Genomic DNA, 24,594 nt, shown 5'->3' with positions numbered 1-24,594 from the left:
ATTCAGGTTTCTGCAATAATTTGATCTATGCAAGCCTTGATTTTTTCGGACACAGACCGTACATGGGGTTCTTTAAAAATGGAATTATGAATCCCAGAAATATCATAGATATCCACTCCCCCTAATGCCAATTTACCCCAACCCATTTTGGGATCAGCCTGCCGTTGTCCAACTACAAGACCATCTTCTGTTCGGAATACGGTTGCCCGACCTGAGTAAACTTGTAGAACATATTTTCTTAACGCTTGTCTGCTGGCCTCTTCAACCATGAATTTCCGGTTGGAGTAAGGTAAGGGGCGCCTGATGGTCAGGTAAAACTGAAAGACAATCCGCCAGAGTATCTCTTTGATCTGATACTTAAGCCGCTGTGTATTTCCTTTTATCGGCTCAATAACATAGTTAGATGCAATTGCTAAAAGACTCTTCCAATGGCGAGAGGCTGGCTTTTGCAATGGCACAGATGCAATATTTCTTGAACCGTAGGTATCAAATAAAACTAGCAAAGCTACTTTCTTACCTTGCATGACCAATTGCCGAGCCATCTCGTAAGCAATTATACCTCCAGATGAGTATCCGCCGATCAAATAAGGCTCATGGGGTTGAATAGTCTGGATTTGTTGAATGTAGTGCGCTGCCATGTCTTCAATCCGGGTATAAGGAAGTTGTTTTCCATCTAACCCTTGTGGTTGTAGTCCATAAAATGGTTGATCTGAACCTAAATGCAATGCCAATTCACGGAAACGCAGAACTTCTCCACCCAAACCATGTACACAGAAGAAAGGAGGCTTAGAACCGTTGGCCTGAATAGCTACCAAAGATGACCAAGGAATTGAAGTTTCAGACTTGACATCATCTGTTGGTGTCGCCGCAACCCCAGGTTTTGAGCATCTTTCCCGCTCAATAATATTAGCTAATTGCTCAATAGTTGGGGCCTGCAAAAGGATAGATAGAGCTAGATTTTTGCCTGCTATCTTTTCAATCTGAGAAAACAGGCGTACTGCCAGCAGTGAGTTTCCACCCAAATCAAAAAAGTTGTCTTGTATTCCAATTGGATGAATACCTAAAACATTTTCCCAGATTTCTGTTAATTGAAGTTGTAATGGATTTTCTGCTGTAGCAAAAGTTTTTTTAATTTCAATATTAGTTGGATTAAGCGCTCTTAAGGCTTTGCGATCAACTTGGCCATTAGCATTCAATGGCAGAGAATCTACTATGACAAAAGCAGAAGGCAACATATACTCAGGTAGCTTCTGCTGGAGAAAACTTAGCAGTTGCTCACTCCCAAAAGTCTCCCCTTCTTTGGGAACAAGATAAGCAACTAAACCTTTATCTCTAGGAACATCTTCTTTGGTAATCACCACAGTTTTTTGCACCCCTGGATATTGAGCCAAAATTGTTTCAATTTCAGCCAACTCAATGCGAAAGCCGCGAATTTTTACCTGATTGTCTAGGCGGCCCAGAAACTCAATATTGCCGTCACTTAAATAGCGTCCTAAGTCGCCACTTTTGTAAAGGTATGCTCCAGATTCGCTGCTAAAGGGATTGGGGATAAATTTCTCAGATGTTAAGTCGGGACGGTTAAAGTAGCCTTGTGCAACACCGATACTACTGATGTAGATTTCGCCAGCAATACCAATTGGCACAGGTTGCGATCGCCGATCGAGAATGTAGATTTGGGTATTGGCGATCGCTCTTCCTATAGGAATTTCTGATCGAGTATTACTAGCTTCGGTGGCAGTTTCCGGATCGTAAACCGTGGCGGTTAAAGTTGTTTCTAGTGATCCATAGGCATTAAGCCAGCGCGATCGCTTGCCAACTTTTTCTACCCAAGTTAAATAAGCATTACGTGAGACTTTTTCACCACCAACCATGACTAAGCGCAAAATGGCTGGCAAGGTTTGTAAAGATACAGATGGCTCTTTAACTAACTCATACCAAAAAGAAGTAGGTATATTAACAATGCTAATCTGTTGTTGAGCAATGAATGGGAAAAATTGCGCCGCCGAGTTTTGTAGCTTTTGAGACTGGAGAATTGCGGTAGCACCAGCAATCCAACAAGGGAACAGTGATTCAATGAAAGTATCGCAACTGATACTAGCTATGAGTAGTAAGCGATCGCTCTGGATCAACTCCCAAGTTTCACTGATTGCCAAGCTGTGGGTGACGAGATTACGGTGGGTAATGGCTATACCGTTGGGTTTTCCATTAGAGCCGGACACATAGATCACACAGGCGAGAGTCTGATCTGTGGTATAATACTCTAGATTTTCAATCGTGTGTAGAGCAATAACTTCCCAATCACTATCCAAACAGATAACTTGTGCCTGATGCTCAGAGAGTTTCTCAACCAATGAGCTTTGGGTTAATACTAAGGATATTTGGGCATCTTCTAAAATGAAAGCCAGACCATCTTGCCCAGATGTCGGAGCGATCGATACGTAAGTTCCCCCCGCTTTCAAAATACCCAACAGCCCCACAATCATCTCTAGGGAAGGCTCTATATAAAGACTGACGAGTACTCCCGATCCTACCCCTAGAGTTTGCAAATAGTGAGCTAGTTGATTTGCACGCTGATTGAGTTCCTGATAGGTTAGTTGCTGATTTTCAAAACTTACTGCAATATTATTTGGAGTTCCCTTAGCTCGATTTTCAAACCAGTGATGGATACAAGTATCCTGGGCATAATCAGCCTGTTTGCTATTCCACTCAATCAATTGATGTTGTTCCGGTGCTGTCAACAGGGGTAATTCAGCAATCAGCTGATCGGGATTAGCAACAATACCTTCGAGTAAAGTTTTGAAGTGTCCCAACATCCGCTCTATAGTACTAGCATCAAATATCTCGGCATTGTAATCAAATACCATGCCCAGACCATTATCCTGTTCCCGCAAGACCAATGTCAGATCGTATTTGGTCTTGCCATGATAGATATAGCCAAATAGAGAAGTGATAGTCAAATCAGGTAGTTGCACTGATGCCATACCACGACCATTCGACCAAGGAGGATTGAGGGAGAATTTTACCTGAAATAAGGGCGAACTATTGCGATTTCGTTGTTCTGGACTAAGTTCTTCAATTAGTTTCTCAAAGGGTAGGTCTTGATGGGTATAAGCCTCTAAGCAATCCTTACGCACTCGGTCTAACAATTCTCGGAAAGTTGGATTTCCTGCAAAGTTACTCCGCAGTACAAGGGTATTAGAAAAAAATCCAATCAGTCCCTCGGTTTCAACTTGTCCTCGACCTGCACTTGCAAAGCTAATTAGTAGGTCTTCTTGTCCAGAATAACGGTAGAGCAATAGCTCGAACGCCGCCAGTAGAGTCATGAAGAGGGTCGCTCCCAATTTTTGACTCAGGTGTGTCAGGGCATGGTTTACCGCCTTTGGTAGCAACAGGGGAGCGCGATCGCCTCGATAGGTTTGCACACCTTGAGGATGGGGATGATCGTAAGGTAACTTAATGATCGGTAAATTGCCTTCTAGTTTTTGCTTCCAGTAGTTTACCTGTGACTCTAAAACCTCTCCCTGGAGCCATTGATATTGCCAATTGGTAAAATCAGCATACTGCACAGGTAAGGGAGTTAAAGGAGAAGCTTTTCCCGCCGAGAATGCTTTATAGATGGTAGTGAAGTCTTGATAGAACAGATCAGAAGAAGCTCCATCACAAACTATGCAGTGCATATTCCAGATTAGCAGATGCTTGCGATCGCTCAATCGCAGCAACAACACGCGCAAAATCGGCCCATTGGCTAGATCAAAGGGTTGATGGGCTTCTTTAGTTGCCAGTAAGTAAGCTTCCGCCTCCCGTTGTTCATCTGGTACTTGCTGCAAGTCAATTATTGGCAACGTCAAGGAAACATCAGTGGCAATTACTTGAGTAGGCTTTCCATTCACTGCTGGAAAAGTTGTCCGCAGAACTTCATGGCGGTGGACTACTTCTCGCAAACTCTCCTCTAAGACAGCAACATTGAGATTCCCCGTAAAACGCACCACAACTGGCATATTATTTGAGGAACTATCAGGTTCAAACTGATGGAGGAACCATAACCGTTGCTGACCAAAGGAAAGCGGCAAGTTGCCATTCCGTTCACAAGGGACAATTGGGGGAATCTGTGAATTGGCGGCTGTGGTAATTTGTCGGAGAAAGTTGATGATTTCGGCTTTTTGAGTTTTCAACTCGGTCAGCAATTCCGGCGTGAGACTATCTTTTGCCGCCCGATAGCGTAAGCGTTCGCCCTCTAGCCAAAGTTTGACATCGCGCTGACGTAGCTCAGATAGTAGTTCATCTAATGTTTTCATAAAAAATCCTGGTAAGTGGGAAACTCAGTGGCACTTAGCCCTGAGAGGTAAACGACTCAAGCGACTTTAGTCGCAGTGGTATTTGTGGTAAAATTAAGAGGTAAGTAAGAATAACTATCTACGTGTTGAAGCATCCTAGTACGGAGAAATCCCGGCTCCCGTGAAACAACGGTCTTTGTTTTAGTCCTAATGGCAGTATTGACTTGAAAGAGCAAGCAATGGCAGGTTGTGGAACGTACCGCGATTTGGCTTAGTGATGGACTCTGAAAGCATTGGAATTACTAAAAGTAAGCACGATTGCAACATCAGTATTGTCGGTAGTTGTTTTGAGTGTGTTTAGGCGGCGTTTGACGGTCATAGCGAGAGTTTTACTCTGTCTGTAGAATCTCAGTGTCTTTAGACCTGAGAGTGTCAAAGCTCACCTTCCTCGTAATCATCAGCTGTTTCACTCTCAGCAGCCTGAATACCTTGGGTTGCCCAACGCAAAGTCTCCACTCGTTCAGCCAAATCTGCTACCGTTGGTAATTGAAATAAATTGGACATCAGGATTTCTACTTGCAAAGCTTGGCGCACTCGAGAAACCACTTGAATTGCTAGTAGAGAATATCCACCCAGTTCAAAAAAGTTGTCGTAAATCCCAACCCGCTTGAGATTCAAAACCTGCCTCCAGATATCTGCAATCTCCTGCTCAATGGGAGTGCGAGGCGCTACATAATTTGCCTCCAGTTCCGGGCGGGAAGCATCTGGCTCTGGCAATGCCTTGCGATCAACTTTGCCATTGGGGGTTAGTGGCATAGCTTCTAGTGCCATAAAGATGGTTGGCACCATAAAGTCAGGAAGCTGTTGTTTCAAGAATCGACGCAACTGCGAAATCACTTGCAAGCTATCTTCACCAGTTTCGGCAACAATATAACCTACTAGACTATTCTCGTTAGGAGTGTCTTCTCGAACAATTACAACGGCTTCTTTTACTCCTGGATGTTGCAGAAGTGCGGTTTCAATTTCACCCAATTCTATGCGGAAACCGCGCAATTTTACCTGATAGTCGATACGACCCAAGTATTCAATATGTCCATCTGGTAAATAGCGAGCCAAGTCTCCAGTTTTGTATAAGCGCGATTTAGGGTTTGGGCTGAAGGGATTAGAAATAAATCTCTCAGCAGTCAGATCCGGACGATTAAGATATCCCCTTGCTACTCCTTCGCCACCAATATATAACTCACCTGAGATACCAATGGGAACGGGTTGTAAATGGGAGTCTAAAATGTATATCTGCGTATTAGCTAGAGGACAACCAATGCCTATTGCTTTATTTCCCGTTGTCACCTTGTAGCCTGTTGACCAAATCGTTGTTTCTGTGGGTCCATAGAGGTTCCACAGACAAGCTCCCTTAGGTAATAATTGATTTGCGAGGTCTCTAGGTAAGGCTTCGCCTGTGGAAATCATCTTGAGTTGAGGACTACCTTGCCATCCGGCTGCCAGTAATAGCCGCCAAGTAACTGGTGTCGGTTGCATAAAGGTTGCACCGGAGGTGGTTAGCGCTTTTAACAGTTGGGTGCTATCAGCCGCAACTTCACGGCTGACCAACACTAACTTTGCACCTACAGACAGGGGTAACAAAATTTCTGAAACGGCAATATCAAAGGATAGGCTAGTAACAGAGAGGAGAGTATCCTCAGCAGTTAAACCGGGTTCTTGAGCGATCGCATTTAGGAGATTAACAGCACTCCGATGTTCAATCTGAACGCCTTTCGGTTGACCTGTGGAGCCAGATGTATAGATGATGTAGGCTAAGTTATTGGAAGTGACGCTATTTATTGGGTTATCCAACCCATAATCTATGGACTGCCAGTTGGTATCAAGGCAAATAATCTCTGCTTGATGCTTGGGTAGCCCCAACTTTAGCTTCTCCTGCGTCAGTAGTACTGACACCTGAGCATCTTGCAACATAAAAGCTAAACGTTCTTGAGGATAAGCATAATCTAACGGTACATAGGCTCCCCCGGCTTTGAGAATGCCTAAAACTCCTACAACCATTTCCAAACTGCGCTCGACACACAGACCAACCAGAACTTCTGACCCGACTCCTAAGCTTTGGAGATAATGAGCTAGCTGATTGGCCCGCAGATTCAGTTCGCGGTAGCTAATTTGTTCATCTTCAAATACTACTGCGATCGCATCTGGTGTTTTCTCGACTTGAGTTTCAAACAGCTGGTGAATGCATAAATCTTCAGGATAAGCTGTTTGAGTATTGTTCCATGCTGCTAACAACTGTTGCTCTGTTGTTGGCAAGATTGGCAATTTGGCAATAATTTGATTGGGATTAGCAACTATACCTGCTAAGAGAGTCTCAAACTCTGCCATCCGGCGACGGATAGTATCAGCGTCAAATAAATTGGTGTTGTACTGACATTCCAGGGTCATTTGACCACGCAATTCTGTAGCATTAATAAATAGTTCAAAATTCTCGAAGGCGCGAGGATTTGAGAAAAACTCTACTTTCAGCCCTGTAAATGGCAAACTGTTTCCGTCCAAGCCCTGATCGATATTAAAGGTGATTGGTACTAAGGGAATACGACTAGAATCCCGTGGAAACACTAATTTTTTAATTAGACTGCCAAAGGTAAATTGTTGGTGGTCGTAGGCATCTAATACAGCCGATCGCCGCGTTTGCAAGTAGTCACTAAAGGATTTTTCTCCATTAATCTGGCTACGTAATGGTAATAAATTAACACAATGGCCTACGAGATTATATTGGCCTAAAGCAGCTTGTCCGGCGGCGGAAATACCAACAACCAAATCGTTCTGTCCTGTCAGGCGGTGCAGCCACACCTCGAATCCTGACAAGATGGTAGTCATAAAGCTACAACCGAGTTTTGTTCCTAGTTGTTTCAGGTTGCCAACTAGTTCGGGATTTAAATGCCAATCTTCACGGGCGGCGTTAAAAGTTCTGAGTGGTGGACGAGGGCGATCGCTCGGAAAATCCAGCACAGGCACAGAGTCAGCGAATTGATCTAACCAGTATTGTTCTGTAGCGATCGCTTCTGGACTCTGGGCCTCTTCTTCCTGCAAGATCGCATATTCACTGAAGTGATCTGGTTCTTCCAATTCAGGAACAATACCCTGTTGTAAGCCCGAATAGAGTTTACCCAAATCTGGCATCAATACTGCCCAAGACCAACCGTCACAAATAATATGATGGACTGTCAAAACAGCTAGATGCTCCTGCGGCTGCAATTTAACAATTTTTGACCGAAATAGGGGGCCGTGTTCTAAATCAAACGGTTGCTCTACCTCTTGTTGCAAGATACTAGCTATTTTTGTCTCTTGCTCCTGTGGCTCCAGTCCAGAAAGATCGATGATGGGGATTTCTATTTTCAGGGAAGCAAGAATGCAGAGTGTATTGCCATCTGTGCTAAAGGTTGTCTGTAGCGCTTCATGACGTTGGACTAACTGTTGCACAGCAGACTGGAGAGCTTCTACATCCAGATTTCCTTTTAGTCGCAGAGATTGGGATTCGTTATAAGCACAATTGGCACTGTCTCCCATTTGCACAGAAGCCCAAATTTCTTTTTGTGATTCTGTGGCAGGGGCAGTTAATAATAACTCTCCACCTGAAAATGGATCGAAATCAACAGCACTTAATCTGGATTGGTAATCTATAGGTGATAAGCTCATAAAAATTTATTATTTTCTCAGTTTATTCAATGTGGATAAATTTCAATCTTTCTTGACAAACTATTGACGTTAAATACATTTTTTACTAAAAATTATAGACTTGAAATAATTACGCATAGGAACTTCTACAAATCTATATGTCAATGATGCAGCCAATAATACAATCATAAGAAATACTCCTAGAGATGTCAATGCTTCATGTTCTGTGAAACTTTTGCCAAAAACATCGTGAAAATTATAAAACCAGAATATTTTTAACAATTCTTGAAAAAAACAATGAGCTATAGAAATTGAATAAAAAAAATGATGCACAACAACAACTAAGGCTGCAATACCGCGCAGAAAAGTGAGCAATTTGATGTATTTATAAATTGATATTTTTGGTTTTAATCATGAGTATAATTCAACTATTTTGCTATTATTTGTATAATGCTTATGCTCCTTTTCTGGATAGACTTTTAACTAGTTACTTATGTTTTGGTCAGTTTGATTTGACCAAAACACAAGATCAAAACCTTAATAGGACTTACGCGCAAGAGATCCCCCAACCCCCTTAAAAAGGGGGCTTTTGAGTTTCCCCCTTTTTAAGGGGGGTTAGGGCAGGGTGGTTTCATACAAGCAGAGAAAAACCAAAACTGGGTTTCAAAGCCTCTCCCCCCGTGGGGGAGAGGAATGGAAGCGGGGTAAAAATCCATGCTACAAAACCAGAAATCAAGACTTATGTATTTTTCTTTTTTCGTATGAAACCACCCTGCTTTTTAAGGGTGGTTAGGGGGGATCGAGGTTTCAAGTTTTTAGTGCGTAAGTCCTGCTTAATGTCGGAAAATTTTTTGCTACTTGATCGAAAAAATTGCTGTTTCAAAACACTTCAGGAAACACTGGCAACTTGTAAATATTTCCCAGGTCGCTCGGTATCGGGAATATACCAGGCAGGGTTCCCTTGAGGATCTCGTCCTAATTTGGCATCAGTTTGCGGAGGGCGATTACGTAGGCTGTTATTGGTAACTTCGCAATTTGTTACTTCTATAGATGGCGCAGACAAGAAGCCAGCAGACTGCATTTCGGCAATAGTCTCCTTAAAGGCTGCCATTGCTAAGTCCAAGTCGGCTTCGGAATGTGCTGTGGTCAAGAAGCAAGGACGGTGATCCCAAATATGCACTCCCTTATCCCGTAGCAAGTAAAACAGTAAATCCCCGTAGGCGAACTCTGGTAAAGACTTCACCATGAACATGGAGCCGAAATTATAAGCTGTGAATGGTGCTTGAACTTGCTGGAAATAGCCCATGAGTTCTGCTACAAACTTATCGGTTCTTGCATTGAGATTTTGCTGCAAGCTCGGACCACAATCGAGCAAATGCTGAAGTACTGCTTTCGCTGCTGCGAGTGCTAGAGGATGGCGGACGAAGGTACCAGCAAAGTAAGTCACGCCTACCTCTGGAACGGAGTCATCCCCAAACTGCCAAAACCCACCATCTAGAGCATCCATATATTGTGATTTGCCAGCAATGACTCCAATTGGTAGCCCTCCGCCCACAATCTTGCCGTAGGTTGCTATGTCTGCCTTTATACCAAAATGCCCTTGAGCGCCACCTGGATGAATTCTAAATCCGGTAACGATTTCATCAAAAATCAGGGCAATACCAGCTTCCTCAGTGAAATCACGCAATTTCTGAAGGAATTCTTTGGGCTGATATTCAGGGCGACGGCTTTGCACAGATTCCACCATCACTGCTGCTAACTCATCAGCCCGATTTCTGAGGATTTCTAGAGACTCAGGCGAATCATAGTCCAGTACCAAAATGTTCTCTACCATTTCGGGTGGGATACCAGGAGCAGCTGGAATTGACCGGAGTTTCTTTGTACCCCGAACAATTACTTCATCCAAAATACCGTGATAAGCTCCAGAAAAGATGGCGATTAAGTTACGCCCTGAGATGGTACGTGCCATCCGCATCGCTCCCAGAACCGCTTCTGAACCTGTGTTGCAAAAGGCTGCTCGGTCAAAGTTGGTCAACTCACACATTAGCCGCGCCACTTCTCCAACTAAGGGAGTCTGGGGACCAATTTCCATGCCGAGTTTCAGTTGTGCTTCAATTGCTTCAGTAATGAAAGGTGGCGACCAACCAAACAAATTCAAGCCAAAACCATTGCTTAAATCAACATATTCATTGCCATCAAGATCCCAGAGTTTAGAACCTGATGAACGAGACACCACAATGGGGTAAACCATCTCTTTCATGATCGGATTAAACCCAGAAACAGTTCTTGGGTCTGCCAAATAAGGGCGATGATATTGAGTATATTCTTTGGATTTTTGAGTCCGTTGTGTATATCTTTGGATAATTTTGTCTAGATGAGTGCGTTGTTGTGCTGTCAGAGTTTTAGTCTGGGTCTTTTCAATTCGAGCAGCCGCACCAAATGCCTTTTTAGCACCATTTGAATCCGTTTCTACCGATGCTTGTGATTCTTTGCTCGTTTGAGTAACTGGGATAAATACAGCCTTTTGTGGCTTGACATGATTATTTTGAGATGTCGCCGCAGCTACAACTGGAATTGTTATAGATTGACTGTTGTTACCCAATAGAGCCAATTGCTGGCTCATGATTTGTAGCTGCTGATTAATCACACTTTCTAGGAAACTAGATGCAGCAGGTTGGGGGGAAATCTGAGGTGCAGATCCATTTGTATGAACTTCATGCACTACTAAAGTGGGTGATGTGGTTGCAGGTGTTGGCAATGGTATTTCTGGAGTTGGTTCTGCGACGGTTTCTATTAATCCTAATGCGGATAAAGTTTCGGGAGACAAGGCTTGATTGATCAAGTCAGCTAGCGTTACTAAATTCGGGGAAATTTCTAGTAAGTGCCTAAGTGTTACCTTGACTTTAAATTTTTTCTTCAAAGCTAACCCGACTTGCGTTAGAGATAAGGAATCTAATCCCATTTCTAAAAACGTTGTCGAGTTGTCAATACTAGCGATTTCCAATCCTGATGTTTCTTCGATAATTTCTTTTAGTAGTGGAATGAGCTTTTGCTGAGGGAATGTTGTCATCGTTTGGGTCTTTTCTAATAACAGCGGATTTGGAAGTTTGGGAGTTGCTGCGCGATTGGGATGAGGTGGAGGATCAATCCAGAACCGTTGCCGTTCAAAAGGATAGGTAGGGAGAGGAATTCGTTGTCGCGTTTCCCTTTTATAGAAGTTGTTCCAGTGAATAGATATTCCTGCTAACCACAGTTGTCCTACTGCCTTGAGTAATGCCGTCCATTCGGCTTCGTTCTCAGCGTTATCACCGAGAGAAGCGATCGCTATCTGTTGTTTAATATCTTTTGCTTGTTGGCGGGCTAAGGTCGTAGTTGTGATTCGCGGCCCAACTTCTAACAGTAAACGTTCTGGCTGCTGCCATAGGGTTTGTATGCTTTCCGCAAATCGCACAGTCTGGCGTAAATGTCTAGCCCAATACATCGGATCGGTTGCTTGCTGGGCTGTAATCCAGTCTGCGGTAACTGTGGAAACAAAGGGAATTTGGGGTGGCGATAATTTAACCTTTCCAACTACCTCAGCAAAGGGGTCAATGATGCTATCCATCATGGGAGAGTGGAAAGCGTGAGAAGTGTGTAAATGGCGACAGATAACTTCTTCAGTTTCTAATTGTTTTTGCAGAGCCGCGATCGCCTCTGTGGGGCCAGAAACTACACACAGGGAAGGGCCATTAATTGCGGCGATCGCTAGTTCTGCACTCAATCGCGGCTCTATCTCTTTCGCTGGTAGGCGCACTGAGAGCATAGCCCCTGACGGTAACTCCCACATTAAGCGACCGCGATTTGCAACCAACATCAGCGCATCTTCTAAGGTAAATACACCCGCTATACACGCGGCGACAAATTCGCCAATGCTATGACCAATCATGGCTTCGGGCTTGACTCCCCAACTTTGCCACAGTTGCGCTAAAGCGTATTCAATGACAAACAATGCTGGTTGGGTAAAGCAGGTTTGTTGCAGAGAGATCGCCGCAGTTTCGCGTAGGCGTAGCCCGCCGTAGGCATCGCTCGGTGCGGGATAGATGATTTGTCGTAAATCCTTGCCCAACAAAGGTTTAAGGATTTCAGCACATTTATCTACTACCTCCTGAAACACAGGTTCGCGGTTGTAGAGATTCAGTCCCATGTTCACATATTGCGAACCTTGTCCGGGGAACATGAAGACAACGGCTGGATTGCGGATTTCTATATGACGGGTATTTACTTGATTTGGATCTAAAGATTGGAGGGCTGCGATCGCATCTGTTATATCGTGACAAACTACACTGCGTCGGTAGTTGAAGGCTTTGCGCCCTCTCTGTAAAGTATAAGCTACATCAGCTAAGTTAATTTCGGCATTGTACTGTAAATGCTGCTGCAAATTCGCTGTTGCAGCCTCTAAAGCTTTACTAGTTTTTGCCGAGAGCAACAATAGCTGCTGTGGACGCGAAGATCCTGAACTTTGGATTTGTGGCGCTTCTTCTAGGACTATATGAGCATTAGTACCACCGACACCAAAAGAACTCACACCGGCTCGTCGCGGAGTTTCACCTTCTAACCATTCTGCTAGTTTGGTATTCACATAAAAGGGGCTATTGGCAAAGTCAATCTTGGGGTTGGGAGCCTCAAAATTTAAACTAGGTGGAATCTTTTTATAGTGCAGGGCGAGAGCAGTTTTAATTAACCCTGCTACCCCAGCCGCCGCAACTAAATGTCCGACATTGCTTTTAAGAGAGCCGATGGCGCAGAATTGTTTGGCAGCTGTATGCACACGAAATGCTTGCGTCAGCGCTTCAATTTCAATCGGGTCGCCTAAAGGTGTAGCTGTACCGTGAGCTTCAATATAAGAGATGGTTTCCGGGTGAAAGTTGGCATCAGCTTGCGCCATTGCAATCGCCTCTGCTTGTCCATCTACGCTGGGAGCCGTAAAGCTCACCTTATCAGAGCCATCATTATTGATACCAGATCCCCGAATTACAGCATAGATGCGATCGCCATCATTGAGTGCATCTTCTAAACGCTTGAGGACAACCACTCCTGCGCCATTGTTGAACATTGTGCCCTGAGCGCTGGCATCAAAAGGACGACAATGCCCATCCCCAGAAAGCATACCGCCTTCTTGAGCCACATAACCGCTGTTTTGGGGTGTAGTCATAGACACACCACCTGCTAAAGCCAAATCGCACTGATAGTTGGTTAAGGCTTGGCAAGCCTGAATGACTGCTACTAAAGAAGTCGAACAGGCTGTATTGACGCTGACGGCTGGGCCTTTGAGGTTGAGCTTGTAAGCCGCACGGGTTGTTAAAAAGTCTTTTTCATTTGCTAACATCGTTTGGAATTCACCGATGCGATCGACAATTTCCATACGTCCAGAAATGTGATTAGCAAAATAAGTATTTTGACCACAACCAGCATATAAACCAATCAAACCCTCAAAACACTCTGATTCATAACCAGCATTTTCTAAGGCTTCATAAACCAACTCTAGGAAAACTCTAGACTGTGGGTCCATAACTACAGCTTCTAGAGGATTAACGCCAAAGAAGGCAGCATCAAAGGTTTCTCCCCCAGGAATGATTCCTCTAGCTTTCACGTAGCTAGGATCATTGCAAAGGTTCGGGTCAATACTAGGGTCTAACTCTTCATCTTGAAAAAAAGTTGTTGATTCTAATCCCTCACACAGATTGCGCCAAAACTCATCGACATTTCTAGCGCCAGGAAATTTTCCTACCATGCCAATAATGGCAACACCATCAATAGGATCTTGGTTATCGGATGCTTGGATATTTAGCATTGTTTAAACACTTTGTTGATGATTACGGCGACGAGTACGAGATGCTTGTTGGCGTTGGGCGCGATTTTGCAGCTTGTCAGAAGACGGTTGGCTGTTCTGGTTTGAATGCAAATACTTTGCTAAAGAGCCAATCGTTGAATACTGAAATAGCTTCACAGCAGGTAGCTGAATACTAAGTTCCTGTTGGACTCGCGCAGTAACTTGCAGAATTGAGATTGAAGTTCCTCCCAAATCAAAGAAATTATCATCAATCCCAACGCGATCGATTTTGAGCAAATCGGACAAAATACCCGCCAGCAGTCGCTCTAAATCGCTTTGGGGAGCAATGTACGCTTGTTCAAGTTGCGGACGCTCTCTACTTGGTGCTGGCAATTTCTGTCTATCTACTTTGCCGTTTACAGTCAAAGGCATTGATTCTAATAACACAAAAGCTGATGGGACCATGTAATCAGGTAGTCGTTGCTTTAAGAAGCTACGCAATTGATTGGACGTGTCACTACTGTTTTGATGAGGAACAACATAAGCAATTAACTGCTTTTCATCTGTTTCTTCTTGGCGAGCTAGAACGACAATTTCGCTAACATCAGGATATCGAGCTATTTCTCTTTCAATTTCCCCTAGCTCAATTCGGAAGCCACGAATCTTCACCTGATGGTCAATGCGACCGAGATATTCTAAGTCTCCATTGGGTAGATATCTCGCTAAATCACCAGTTTTATAAAGCCGCGCCTTCGGATCGTTACTCAAGGGGTTAGCAATAAAAGCTTTCGCAGTCAAATCGGGACGATTGAGATAGCCACGAGCTAAACCTGCACCTCCAACATAAATTTCACCAGTAACACCAACGTTAACTAACTGTCTACGCTCATCCAGCACATACAATTGCAAGTCAGGAATTGGACAACCAATCACACTACATACTCCTAGTCTCAAGTCATCTTCTGTGATTGGACGATAGGTAACATGAACGGTAGTTTCTGTAATACCGTACATATTCACCAATCTTGGAAACTCGTACCCGTGACGAGTAAACCAAGGCTTTAAGCTTTGAATTTCTAATGCTTCCCCACCAAAGATTACCCAACGTAGAGTTAAGTTTCCAGAATCAGCAATTGTCTGTTCTGTGTGGATTAATTGTTGAAAAGCTGAAGGAGTTTGATTGAGAACTGTAACTTTTTCTTTGCAGAGTAATTCATAGAAGGCTTCGGGAGAACGGCTAACTAAATATGGCACTACAACTAACCGTCCGCCATAAATTAATGCACCCCAAATTTCCCACACAGAAAAGTCAAAGGCAAAGGAGTGAAACAACGTCCATACATCATTTTGGTTAAAGTGATACCAATGTTCAGTAGCTTTAAATAAGCGCACAACATTGGAGTGATTAATTAATACACCTTTGGGCTTACCTGTAGACCCAGAAGTATAAATTATGTAAGCTAGGTTTTCAGATGTTACTGAACTGGTGGGGTTTTCTGAACTGTATTGAGATAGGATTTCTCTGTCAGAATCAAGGCATAAAACTTGAGTATGGTTTTGAGGAAAATTATTTAATAAGTGTTCTTGCGTTAGCAACACTGAAACTTGAGCATCTTCTAAGATAAAAGCGAGGCGCTCAACTGGATAATTTGGGTCAAGTGGGGCATAGGCTCCACCCGCCTTGAGAATACCCAATAATCCCACTATCATTTCTAAAGAGCGTTCTACACAGATGCCAACGAGGACATCAGTCCTTACACCTAAATTCTGTAAGTATTGTGCTAGTTGATTGGCTTTGATATTCAACTCACGGTAGGTTAATTGTTGCTCTTCAAACACCACTGCTACAGCCTCAGGCGTAAGCTCTACTTGTGCTTCAAACAACTGATGAATACAGGCTTGTTGAGGATAATCAGTTTGAGTATGATTCCACTCAGTCAGTAGGTGTTTTTCGGATTCTTTCAAGATAGGTAATATTAAATTATTTCGTTTGAAGTTATTTTCTGATAATGAAGCTTGACAATCAGTTGGCAGTAATTCATTTTTCTTTCTAGCCAATGAATCAGTTATTGGTTTCATATTTAATTTTGACAAAAAATATTTTTTTTCTTAGTTCTATTATTCTGACCTATTTCCTCAAAATCGTAGTTATTTTCAATACATCTTCATTGAAAATTAAAACTTTAGAGCTGACATTACGCACTTCAAGATAAAATACATCGATATTCAAGAAAATTTCCTAATCATGCTCAATTATTAAGTATTAATACTGAGAATTATTGGTGATTTGTAATTGCTCTTTAACCACTATTAGCCAGATGCTGGAAATCTTCGTGTATTACACGATGAAGTGCAGAATTACTGGAAAAAGTTGAGGTGATGTGGGTTTATACTGGCACCAAGGGCGCAGCTGATGCCAAGCCTTAAGGGAAACTGCTCAAGCCATGTTTCTTGAGGAATTTGTCGGACAGATTCTCGGATTACTGCGTTCGTCGAAGACGTTGCCGAAGGCATCGCTAATTATCAAGCCAGCAAGGTTCAGAAACTCACCCCTGCTGCCCCCGACGAACAAGCCACAGCCCAAGCCGAACAAAGGTATTATTAGGGATTAATTTTTGGCACTGTCTCTATTTGCTCAATTAGGAATAGTACTCAAGGCAATTACTAACTCAAAACTAACTGACTTAAGAAGAAAGCAAGGGCTGCACTACCCAAAGGAACTGTTAAATTGTCAATACCCAAAAATGAAACAGCTTCTAAAGCAGTAGCAATAACTGCCACTATCAGCGATATCGCCCAAATTTGCCAACTGTTTCCTTGAGTTCCAACTAAAATCAAGCTACTGACGACATAGCTAACGAGCATCATCGTTAGGGAGCCTTCCCAACTTTTTTGCGTCCCAAAAACTTTATACTTGTGTGTACCAAAGCGTTGCCCAATTAAGGCTGCTAATCCATCTCCCCAAGTCATAATCAAAATCCCTAGTGCTGCGTACTGGGGTTGTTGTAAGTACCAGAAGCAGGCAACTAAAATACCGAAACTGACAGAGTAAAAAAATGTCCCTAAACTTTGGCGTCCAACGCTATTAATACCAGGAAGAATGGGCAATCGGTAGGATAATAAGGTGATTGCACTCGCTAAAATAGAAGCTGTAATCCCTACACTGGCGGGAATATCGAGCCACCAAGCGATTAAAATCACATTACCAGTGCCAATATGAACTATCTTCCGCACGATTTCTGGCTCGTCGGCGAAGCGGTTTACTACCAATGCAATCAGGAGGATGAGTAACACCCAGATTGCAGCCAACGCAATTTGCAGCCATAAAACCGGAATTGAGGTGAAGTCAGAAAATGTAGTTAACAAAGATGCAACAAAATGAAAATTTTTACCCCTGTTACTAATTTATAAGATTTGGGTAACTGCAATGAAATTATTATTGATTTGGCTGATTCGGGGCTACCGAATGTTTATCTCGCCGTTGTTTCTCCCGACTTGTCGCTTTCAACCAACTTGTTCGATGTATGCTATTCAAGCGATTGAACGCTTTGGTGTGTTGCGTGGTAGCTGGATGGCAACTCGGCGGATTTTGCGCTGTCATCCGTTTCATCCAGGTGGTTACGATCCAGTGCCAGAGGTGGTAGAAAAGATAAAGGAGCAGTAGTTTATAGGACTGGGGCATTGGGCATTGGGCATTGGGCATTGGGCATTGGGCATTGGGAAGAATAGCTGCCCTATATCTCTATGCTGCAAGTGTGTGGGTGAAGGTTGGTACCACCGCTAGAAGGGGATGTAGGTGGGTATAGTCTTTTGGGGAGATGTCAACGGCTGAGGTTGTCATCTAGTTTGGGAAGGTTGAATAATTTAATTTAGACTTACCATGATTAATCCCACTGCGATTTCTATACCCGAACCACGAATTCCTACTCCTGGCCCGAACCCGCTACCGAGTCCCGAACCTGTACCGGGGCCAGGGATTCCCCAACCCTTACCGGGGCCTGTACCAGAACCAGTACCTGCTCCCATTCCTCAGACGGTTCCAGGGCCGATTCCTCAAACAGTTCCAGAACCAATTCCCCAAACCATACCGGAACCTGTTTGAATTACCTTGGTAATGTAATCCAAAATCCCAAATCTAAAATCCAAAATGCTAAGAGCCGGAATTGTCGGACTTCCCAACGTCGGAAAATCTACTTTATTTAATGCTGTAGTTGCTAATGCCAAGGCAGAAGCAGCTAACTTCCCTTTTTGCACGATTGAACCGAATGTCGGCGTTGTCGCAGTACCGGATGAACGGTTAAATGTTCTTGCTAAGATTGCCAGTTCAGCACAAGTTATCCCGGCGCGGGTTGAATTTGTCGATATTGCTGGTTTAGTTAAAGGTGCAAGTCAAGGTGAGGGACTAGGAAATCAATTCCTGTCCCACATCCGGGAAGTTGATGCGATCGTCCATGTGGTACGTTGTTTTGAGAATGACGATATTATCCACGTTGCTGGTTCTGTTGACCCAGCGCGAGATATTGAAATCATTAATATAGAACTGGGTTTATCAGATTTATCACAAATTGAGCGGCGAATTGACCGCACTCGCAAACAAGCTCGTACGAGCAAGGATGCACAGTTTGAAGTCTCAGTTTTGGAAAAATTAGCTGCGGCTTTAAATGAAGGTAAATCGGTGCGTCAGGTGAGCTTGAATGAAGAAGAAACAGAAATTATTAAAGGACTGGAACTGCTCACTTATAAACCGATTATCTACGCCGCTAATGTATCTGAGGATGAGTTGGCAACTGGTAATGATTTTGTCGAAAAAGTGCGGCAAATTGCAGCCACAGAAAATGCCCAAGTTGTAATCGTTTCAGCCCAAGTTGAAGCGGAATTAGTGGAATTACCAGAATCAGATAAAGCTGATTTCCTCGCTTCTTTAGGTGTGGAAGAAGGCGGTTTGAAATCATTGATTCGTGCAACTTACTTGCTTTTAGGCTTGCGGACATATTTCACCTGCGGCCCCAAAGAAACCCGCGCTTGGACAATTAATGCGGGAATGTCTGCACCTCAAGCTGCTGGTGTAATCCACAGTGATTTTGAGCGGGGATTTATTCGCGCCGAAACTGTCGCTTATAAAGATTTGGTAACAACTGGTTCGATGAATGCTGCGAAGGAGAAAGGGTTGGTTCGCAGTGAAGGGAAAGAGTATGTTGTGCAGGAAGGGGATGTAATGTTGTTCCGATTTAATGTATAAGTGTAATTAATCAGTGACCGTTATCAATCAGATAATGGTCAACCTCACCCAGGGCTATTTCATTCTAGACAGAAACCGCCCAGAACTGAAGTTCTTTGGCTTTTAGCTAAAGTCCGTTAAAACGGACTATAATCTATAACCTTTTCTTAGTCGTCTTTAGACGAATGAGTGCTATTAGACTCAGAATTCATTCTGAGGCGGACTAGATGAGAATCAAATAACCTTCAACCTACACCAAATTGCGATCGCTGATAAAAAGGGAGATGAAAAATTTCCTAAATAAGCTGAATAACTATTTGCAATTAACGTAGGTCAATTTAGGAAAAAACTCCAAAGCGGCACATGACACTAACATCGGATCTTCAATCGGAGGATTGGTATTTGCAACAATGTGAGTAGCAGTAACTTCTTTGAGAGTCCAATTAAAATCTTCTTTTCTATTACGAACAATACTTTTAACATGAGTGTAGAAATATTCGCCACGAGCTAAACGATTAGAGCCTTGCTGTGTATCGCAAGCATAAGAATCATGTTCAGGAGGTAGAACTTTATTATCTTTTGTACCTAAAATTATTGTCATTGGTATGGTAAATGTTTTTTTCAAATCTACAGATGATAGTGGCTCTCCTGTTAGTTTCTTCAGACCGCAGGGATATTCCCTATTTTCATCGGGTATTGTATACGAACCTGCCTCAGCAGCCACAGCCTTTTGAATATGTGCATGGGGCATAAAGATAACCATTCGATGTACGAACTGTGCGCCCGCAGAGTGACCATAAAGATAGTAATTATTAGCCTTTACTTTCGTGGTTATTTTGACAAAAGCAAAGATATTTTCAATTTCAGTAAATGCCCATTGGTTTTGAGGATTTAAAATCTTTAAATCTTCTGTAAACATATTGCCAAGATTATACCCTACAGCTTTTGGAAACCACTTTTGTTCAAACTGGGGAGCAAGTAAAATAAAATTCGTATGCTGATCACTGTTGTATTTATAAATCTTTCTCCAATCATTTCGATAATCTTTAGCATTACGTTTTTCACCGTGCATAGCAAATAAAACTTTAGTATTTTCCTGCAATGTATCAGGTAAATGGTAGTAAATAGGAATAGAAAAATTACCAGATTTCACTTTGTAAAGAAAACACCCTTCTCCCTTGTTCATCAATCGTAAATTACAACTATTATCTGAAGATATTAAGGCGTGATCAGACGCATTAACAACATAAGTTGAACAGAAACATAAAAATGCAATTGTAATAAAAACGAGCCACTTTTTCATAATATAAAAAATCTTAAAAACTGCGATCGCACTAAATAACTTGACAAAATCTTCTATGTGTGCTGGTCAGATGTAGGCGATCGCAAATAAACCAGCAAGAACATACTGTTCAGTTACTTCCACCCACAATGTATACATAAGAACCCAAATTCTCGTCATCTGTACCAACAACCACACCGCCTTCCGCACCGGGAACAAGTTCTATACCTTCAATTTTATGGTAATTAGAGCGGTAGAAGGGAACAAATTGAGGATTTTGTTGCCATGCAATTTTGTTACCATGCAAGCCCAAGTAACCAGCGACATATACAGCTGACTGAAATGGACCATCATCTCCGGCATCACTTGCAGAGGTGATGTACACAATTCCTACGGGGTCTACTTTAATATCTGAAATATGGCGAACATTGCCAGATGGAAACGGTACTTTTAGATTGGCAGAACCTGCAAGAGTAATTTGATATTTAGCCAAGTCAAACATTCCCCAAAAGATAGTTGCTGGTTGTTCTGCTTTACCTCGATGTGCCCAAATAGCAACTAATTTACCGTCTATATTTTGTAATCCAAATGCTTCAAAATTATTTCCTTGAATAATTCCTGGTAGATTGAATTCCTTAAGAACCGAGATGGTTTTCTTGGCAGGCTCTAACCTGATGTAATAAGCTTTTCCAGAACTAGCTAAAGCGATAAAAGAGAATTTTGTTTGTTCTGGAACAGATGTTAAAGCTTCTAAGTCGATGGGCAATTCTATGTTATTTGGCCAGTTCAAGGGGAAATATTCAGGTTGGTTTTTACCCTTAATGCTGATGATTGCTAAACGACCTTGGTTTTTTTGTTTGTTGTCATGGACAATCATAAAATCGAGCGTATTGCTTTGCTGCTCTATCAAAGCCATACCACTGATACCGAAAGGGATACCACCGCGAACCGGACGCCAATCTTGGGCCCAAACTTGCTCGGATATGAGTAATAATGCACCCAAGACTACTATATTGATGATTAACCTGAGAAACCGAGGCATATTGATTTAGCCAAGCTGTGAGTATCGGTAAGAGAAGTGTGTTAGCGAATGCTCAATCATATCAAATCCAGGCAATTCGCACCCGCATCAACAAAGCAGCCTTTTTTACTCACAGCTATCAGGTTACTTACGTATCAAAATTATGATTTTGGATTTTGATTAAATGTATTTTCTTTATACTACTGATTGAAGTGCGGAATGTGGGTTTTAAATAATTTTCATTACAGCTATTTTCAGGTAAATAGACCACGCGGTAGGGGCACAGCATTGCTGTGCCCCTACGACAGATGTGGTTCAAATACATGATTTCTGCTGTAATCAATCAATTTGTATAAAAGATTGGTAATTGAATTCACGATAAAAGCTGATGTTTTTCCACACATCCCACGAGATTTTATGAATATGAAATGAAGAGGGGAAGGCGATTGAGCCTTCCCCAAAGTTAAAAATTCAGGAAACTAATAATAAGATGCTGACGCGGAATTCGCTATTCAAGTTTTAACCATAGTCAACGGCGTATTCAATTAGCTGGGCAAGACGCTGACGTAGGGTTTCTAATCCCAAGCGCTGACTCGCAGAAATAAACACCGCTAAGGGAAATTCTTCCCTAGCTACAGCCAGTGTCTCACTATCGGCTTGATCAATCTTGTTAAAAATAACCAGCGCCGGTCCAGGAGTTATTGGCATTTGCGCCAAGATTTCTCTGACTGAGCGAATATGACGCAACCAAGCGGGGTGAGATAAATCTACTAAATGTAGTAGGGCATCGGCTTCTGTGACTTCCTCCAAGGTGGCGCGGAAGGCATCCATTAACGATGCAGGCAGTTCGTGTATAAACCCTACCGTATCTGTAATCAGAATTTCCTGATGTTCATTTGTTTCGCCATAAGGAATCACTAGGCGGCGGGTGGTAGGATCGAGAGTAGCAAATAACTGGTCGGCTGTATAAACTTCTGCGTTAGTGAGAGCATTCAGCAAAGTGGACTTGCCAGCGTTGGTATATCCAACCAAAGCTACTGAGGGAACTTCTCGATGCTGTCGTCGCTGTCGTAACCGCGAACGATGTGCCTGCAACTGGTTCACTTCTTTTTGCAGTCGGGAAATGCGCTGCCCAATGGCACGGCGTTCAGTTTCCAGTTTGGTTTCACCAGGGCCACGAGTCCCAATACCACCACCCAATCGGGACATTGTGCGACCTCTACCAGCCAGTCGCGGCTGCATGTATTCTAGCTGTGCTAGTTCTACTTGCAACTTACCGGCACGGGACTGAGCGCGTTGGGCAAAGATGTCCAAAATAACTTCGGTACGGTCAACCACCCGGATACCAATTTGCATTTCTAAGTTGCGGACTTGGGAGGGTGAGAGATCGCGGTCGAAGACAACGAGATTGACTCCTAGTGTTTGGGCAGTTAGGGCAATTTCTTGCACCTTACCTTCGCCAACTACGGTTTGGGGATGAACGCGCGATCGCTTTTGTTGTATTGTCTGTAATACGTCTCCCCCGGCAGTATCAACTAAACGTGCCAATTCCACTAGGGTGTCTTGGAATTGTAGGGGAGTTATCTCACTGGTCATCACCCCCACAATCAGCACGCGATCGTGGTCAGCATCGACTTCCTGGGCGATAAATTCGCGCTGGAATTCCGCTTCCAGATTTTCCACCAAGTCTACTAAATCTTGCTCTGCCAGATCATCTAAGCCCAGAGGTGGCGATATATTCCAACTTGGGGATTGGATTTGGCTTTGCTCTACCTTGAGAGCAGCAGGACTAGTAATCAGGGTGCGAGACTCTTGGGGTGTTAGATGAGCTAGATAAGCTTCTTTGACATACCCAGTTGCACCGCCTCCCCGCCGTGTAAATCCCGTTCCGGTAATATTTAGGACAACTAAGGCATCTAAGCGTTGTAGTGCCATAGCCGTGAGCGCCGATTCATTGGGCGGTTCTGGCTTCAGATGGGTGGCAATACAACGAATACCACTGAGTCGTTCTGCACCATAACGGGGTAATTCTAGGGGTGGAATTTGCGTTTGACGCGGCGTGCCTACCCCGACGCGAATCACTTGTCCACGACGGTTGATGTAGGCGCACACAGGCTGATTGACTTCTGTGCTAATTGCTGCCAGACGCTGGGAAAAGTCAGGCGTGGTGATGCGATCGCCTGGTATGCGCTGGTGGTACAGTCGCTGTAGTTGCTTCAGCTGGCTGGACTTCAGACCTTGGAGATTTCCAAAAATAGTTTCTATAGGCGTTTATGACCAGTTAAATGGCCCCCCGAATCCTTATATGTCTATTTTACAACAGGGTTTAGGCTCCTATCTCTCTCCTTTGAGGGATGCGTTGTCAATTAGTTCGCGGTGGGTATTGATTTGAAGCTATCGCGGTTTTTAGTTGTGTGCAATAGAGACCTAACCCCCAACCCCTTCCCTACTAGCGTTGGGGAGTAAGATTCAAAGCCTCTCTCCTTTTAGGAGAGAGGTTTGGAGAGAGGTCAGAGTGTATTGTATGCAAAGTTTCAGGCATTCGCTAAATCAGATATAAGTTCCTCTTCTGTTAAATCAATCATCGCTACACCGTAACGGTGTAAATTAAGTAAAAAAGTTACCCTATCTATACCTGCTAATTGTGCAGCTAAACCAGAAGAAATGCGTTTCATTTCAAATAGTTTAACTGCCATCGCCATTTTTGCTTCTTGTTCAAACTGTTCTCGCGTTTGCTGTAAGGCATCTGGTAAAGTTTCTGGATAGTCAATTTTAAGTTGTGACATGATTTTTATTAGGATGATCGCATTTAATTTTCAGTCGTCATAAGATGGATTAACTTTATATTTAGTAATGTATCGGCATCGCTTTTAACAAAGTTTAGGGGTTTAAGTTTCATAGCATCAATTGCCGAACGTTTTGGGTCTGGGTCTAAATAAGAGTCACAAAACTTACTTCCGACTTCCGACTTTCGACTTCGTTTAACTTTCTTGAGTCCTGGCTGATAAACTTCTCCCTTGAGAGTGTTTACCATAATCATCGGCAAAATTTGGGGGTCGGTAAGTCAGTACTATTAGGCATAGATAAAAAATATAGCAATGATGCTTATAATAATCGAGATTATAGAGAATTGAGGTAGATGAATACAGTTCAAAGACTCGTTAACGGAGTTCAAAGGTGGATTCATCCAGTTCAAAGACTCGTTAACGGAGTTCAAAGGTGGATTCATCCAGTTCAAAGACTCGTTAACGGAGTTCAGAGGTGGATTCATCCAGTTCAAAGACTCGTTAACGGAGTTCAGAGGTGGATTCA

14 protein-coding genes are annotated in these 24,594 nt (G+C 43.1%); 4 read left to right on the top strand and 10 right to left on the bottom strand.

Annotated elements, in window-relative coordinates; genetic code table 11:
* Positions 1-2: 2 nt before the first annotated feature.
* The 5 genes from V7K27_RS01090 to V7K27_RS01070 form a co-directional block, all read right to left on the bottom strand.
* Positions 3-4,295, bottom strand: a complete 4,293-nt coding sequence (locus tag V7K27_RS01090; RefSeq protein ID WP_334943491.1) for a non-ribosomal peptide synthetase — start codon at positions 4,293-4,295, stop codon at positions 3-5.
* 411 nt (positions 4,296-4,706) lie between these two features.
* Complete coding sequence (locus V7K27_RS01085) at positions 4,707-7,973, bottom strand: non-ribosomal peptide synthetase (RefSeq protein ID WP_334943489.1); 3,267 nt, start codon at positions 7,971-7,973, stop codon at positions 4,707-4,709.
* Between the two features lie 868 nt (positions 7,974-8,841).
* A complete protein-coding gene (locus V7K27_RS01080; RefSeq protein WP_334943487.1) occupies positions 8,842-13,782 on the bottom strand; it encodes an aminotransferase class III-fold pyridoxal phosphate-dependent enzyme in 4,941 nt (1,646 codons plus the stop codon).
* A gap of 3 nt (positions 13,783-13,785) precedes the next feature.
* Entirely contained in the window at positions 13,786-15,840 is a 2,055-nt protein-coding gene (locus V7K27_RS01075) for a non-ribosomal peptide synthetase (protein ID WP_334943485.1), read from the bottom strand.
* Between the two features lie 585 nt (positions 15,841-16,425).
* On the bottom strand, positions 16,426-17,127 hold the full coding sequence (locus V7K27_RS01070; protein ID WP_334943484.1) for a diacylglycerol/polyprenol kinase family protein: 702 nt from the start codon (positions 17,125-17,127) through the stop codon (positions 16,426-16,428).
* 61 nt (positions 17,128-17,188) lie between these two features.
* Between V7K27_RS01070 and yidD the strand changes: the two genes are divergently transcribed.
* The 3 genes from yidD (at position 17,189) to ychF (ending at position 19,000) form a co-directional block, all read left to right on the top strand.
* Positions 17,189-17,425, top strand: a complete 237-nt coding sequence (gene yidD / locus V7K27_RS01065; protein WP_334943482.1) for a membrane protein insertion efficiency factor YidD — start codon at positions 17,189-17,191, stop codon at positions 17,423-17,425.
* A gap of 216 nt (positions 17,426-17,641) precedes the next feature.
* Positions 17,642-17,863, top strand: coding sequence for a hypothetical protein (locus V7K27_RS01060; protein WP_334943480.1), 222 nt, complete (start codon positions 17,642-17,644; stop codon positions 17,861-17,863).
* A gap of 45 nt (positions 17,864-17,908) precedes the next feature.
* Complete coding sequence (gene ychF, locus V7K27_RS01055) at positions 17,909-19,000, top strand: redox-regulated ATPase YchF (protein WP_334943478.1); 1,092 nt, start codon at positions 17,909-17,911, stop codon at positions 18,998-19,000.
* Positions 19,001-19,292: 292 nt separating this feature from the next.
* Here ychF and V7K27_RS01050 read toward each other — a convergent pair whose 3' ends face one another.
* The 3 genes from V7K27_RS01050 to hflX all read right to left on the bottom strand — a co-directional run bounded on the left by V7K27_RS01050 (position 19,293) and on the right by hflX (position 23,517).
* Positions 19,293-20,282: a hypothetical protein gene (locus V7K27_RS01050; RefSeq protein ID WP_334943476.1), complete on the bottom strand. Its 990-nt coding sequence runs from the start codon at positions 20,280-20,282 to the stop codon at positions 19,293-19,295.
* 109 nt (positions 20,283-20,391) lie between these two features.
* Entirely contained in the window at positions 20,392-21,303 is a 912-nt protein-coding gene (locus V7K27_RS01045) for a hypothetical protein (RefSeq protein WP_334943474.1), read from the bottom strand.
* Between the two features lie 498 nt (positions 21,304-21,801).
* Positions 21,802-23,517, bottom strand: a complete 1,716-nt coding sequence (gene hflX / locus V7K27_RS01040; protein ID WP_334943672.1) for a GTPase HflX — start codon at positions 23,515-23,517, stop codon at positions 21,802-21,804.
* Between hflX and V7K27_RS01035 the strand changes: the two genes are divergently transcribed.
* The gene (locus V7K27_RS01035) at positions 23,402-23,674 is read left to right on the top strand and encodes a hypothetical protein (protein ID WP_334943472.1); all 273 of its coding nucleotides are present in this window, start codon (positions 23,402-23,404) and stop codon (positions 23,672-23,674) included. The genes hflX and V7K27_RS01035 overlap by 116 nt on opposite strands.
* 142 nt (positions 23,675-23,816) lie before the next feature.
* On the opposite strand, the gene V7K27_RS01030 is transcribed toward V7K27_RS01035, so the two are convergent.
* Both V7K27_RS01030 and V7K27_RS01025 read right to left on the bottom strand, forming a co-directional pair.
* Entirely contained in the window at positions 23,817-24,071 is a 255-nt protein-coding gene (locus V7K27_RS01030) for a UPF0175 family protein (protein WP_229452616.1), read from the bottom strand.
* 20 nt (positions 24,072-24,091) lie between these two features.
* The gene (locus V7K27_RS01025; RefSeq protein ID WP_334943470.1) at positions 24,092-24,316 is read right to left on the bottom strand and encodes a hypothetical protein; all 225 of its coding nucleotides are present in this window, start codon (positions 24,314-24,316) and stop codon (positions 24,092-24,094) included.
* Positions 24,317-24,594: the final 278 nt, after the last annotated feature.

Origin of the sequence: Nostoc sp. (assembly GCF_036919575.1) — a bacterium.
GTDB lineage: Bacteria > Cyanobacteriota > Cyanobacteriia > Cyanobacteriales > Nostocaceae > Nostoc.
The sequence above is the reverse complement of the archived record's forward strand: the minus strand, read 5'-3'. Positions and strand labels throughout refer to the sequence as shown.

Bases quoted from the DNA above. Each gene is read 5' to 3' on its own strand.
- V7K27_RS01090 (WP_334943491.1), bottom strand. From the start codon at position 4,295: ATGAAAACATTAGATGAACTACTATCTGAGCTACGTCAGCGCGATGTC.
- V7K27_RS01085 (WP_334943489.1), bottom strand. From the start codon at position 7,973: ATGAGCTTATCACCTATAGATTACCAATCCAGATTAAGTGCTGTTGAT.
- V7K27_RS01080 (WP_334943487.1), bottom strand. From the start codon at position 13,782: ATGCTAAATATCCAAGCATCCGATAACCAAGATCCTATTGATGGTGTT.
- V7K27_RS01075 (WP_334943485.1), bottom strand. From the start codon at position 15,840: ATGAAACCAATAACTGATTCATTGGCTAGAAAGAAAAATGAATTACTG.
- yidD (WP_334943482.1), top strand. From the start codon at position 17,189: ATGAAATTATTATTGATTTGGCTGATTCGGGGCTACCGAATGTTTATC.
- V7K27_RS01060 (WP_334943480.1), top strand. From the start codon at position 17,642: ATGATTAATCCCACTGCGATTTCTATACCCGAACCACGAATTCCTACT.
- ychF (WP_334943478.1), top strand. From the start codon at position 17,909: ATGCTAAGAGCCGGAATTGTCGGACTTCCCAACGTCGGAAAATCTACT.
- V7K27_RS01050 (WP_334943476.1), bottom strand. From the start codon at position 20,282: ATGAAAAAGTGGCTCGTTTTTATTACAATTGCATTTTTATGTTTCTGT.
- V7K27_RS01045 (WP_334943474.1), bottom strand. From the start codon at position 21,303: ATGCCTCGGTTTCTCAGGTTAATCATCAATATAGTAGTCTTGGGTGCA.
- V7K27_RS01025 (WP_334943470.1), bottom strand. From the start codon at position 24,316: ATGGTAAACACTCTCAAGGGAGAAGTTTATCAGCCAGGACTCAAGAAA.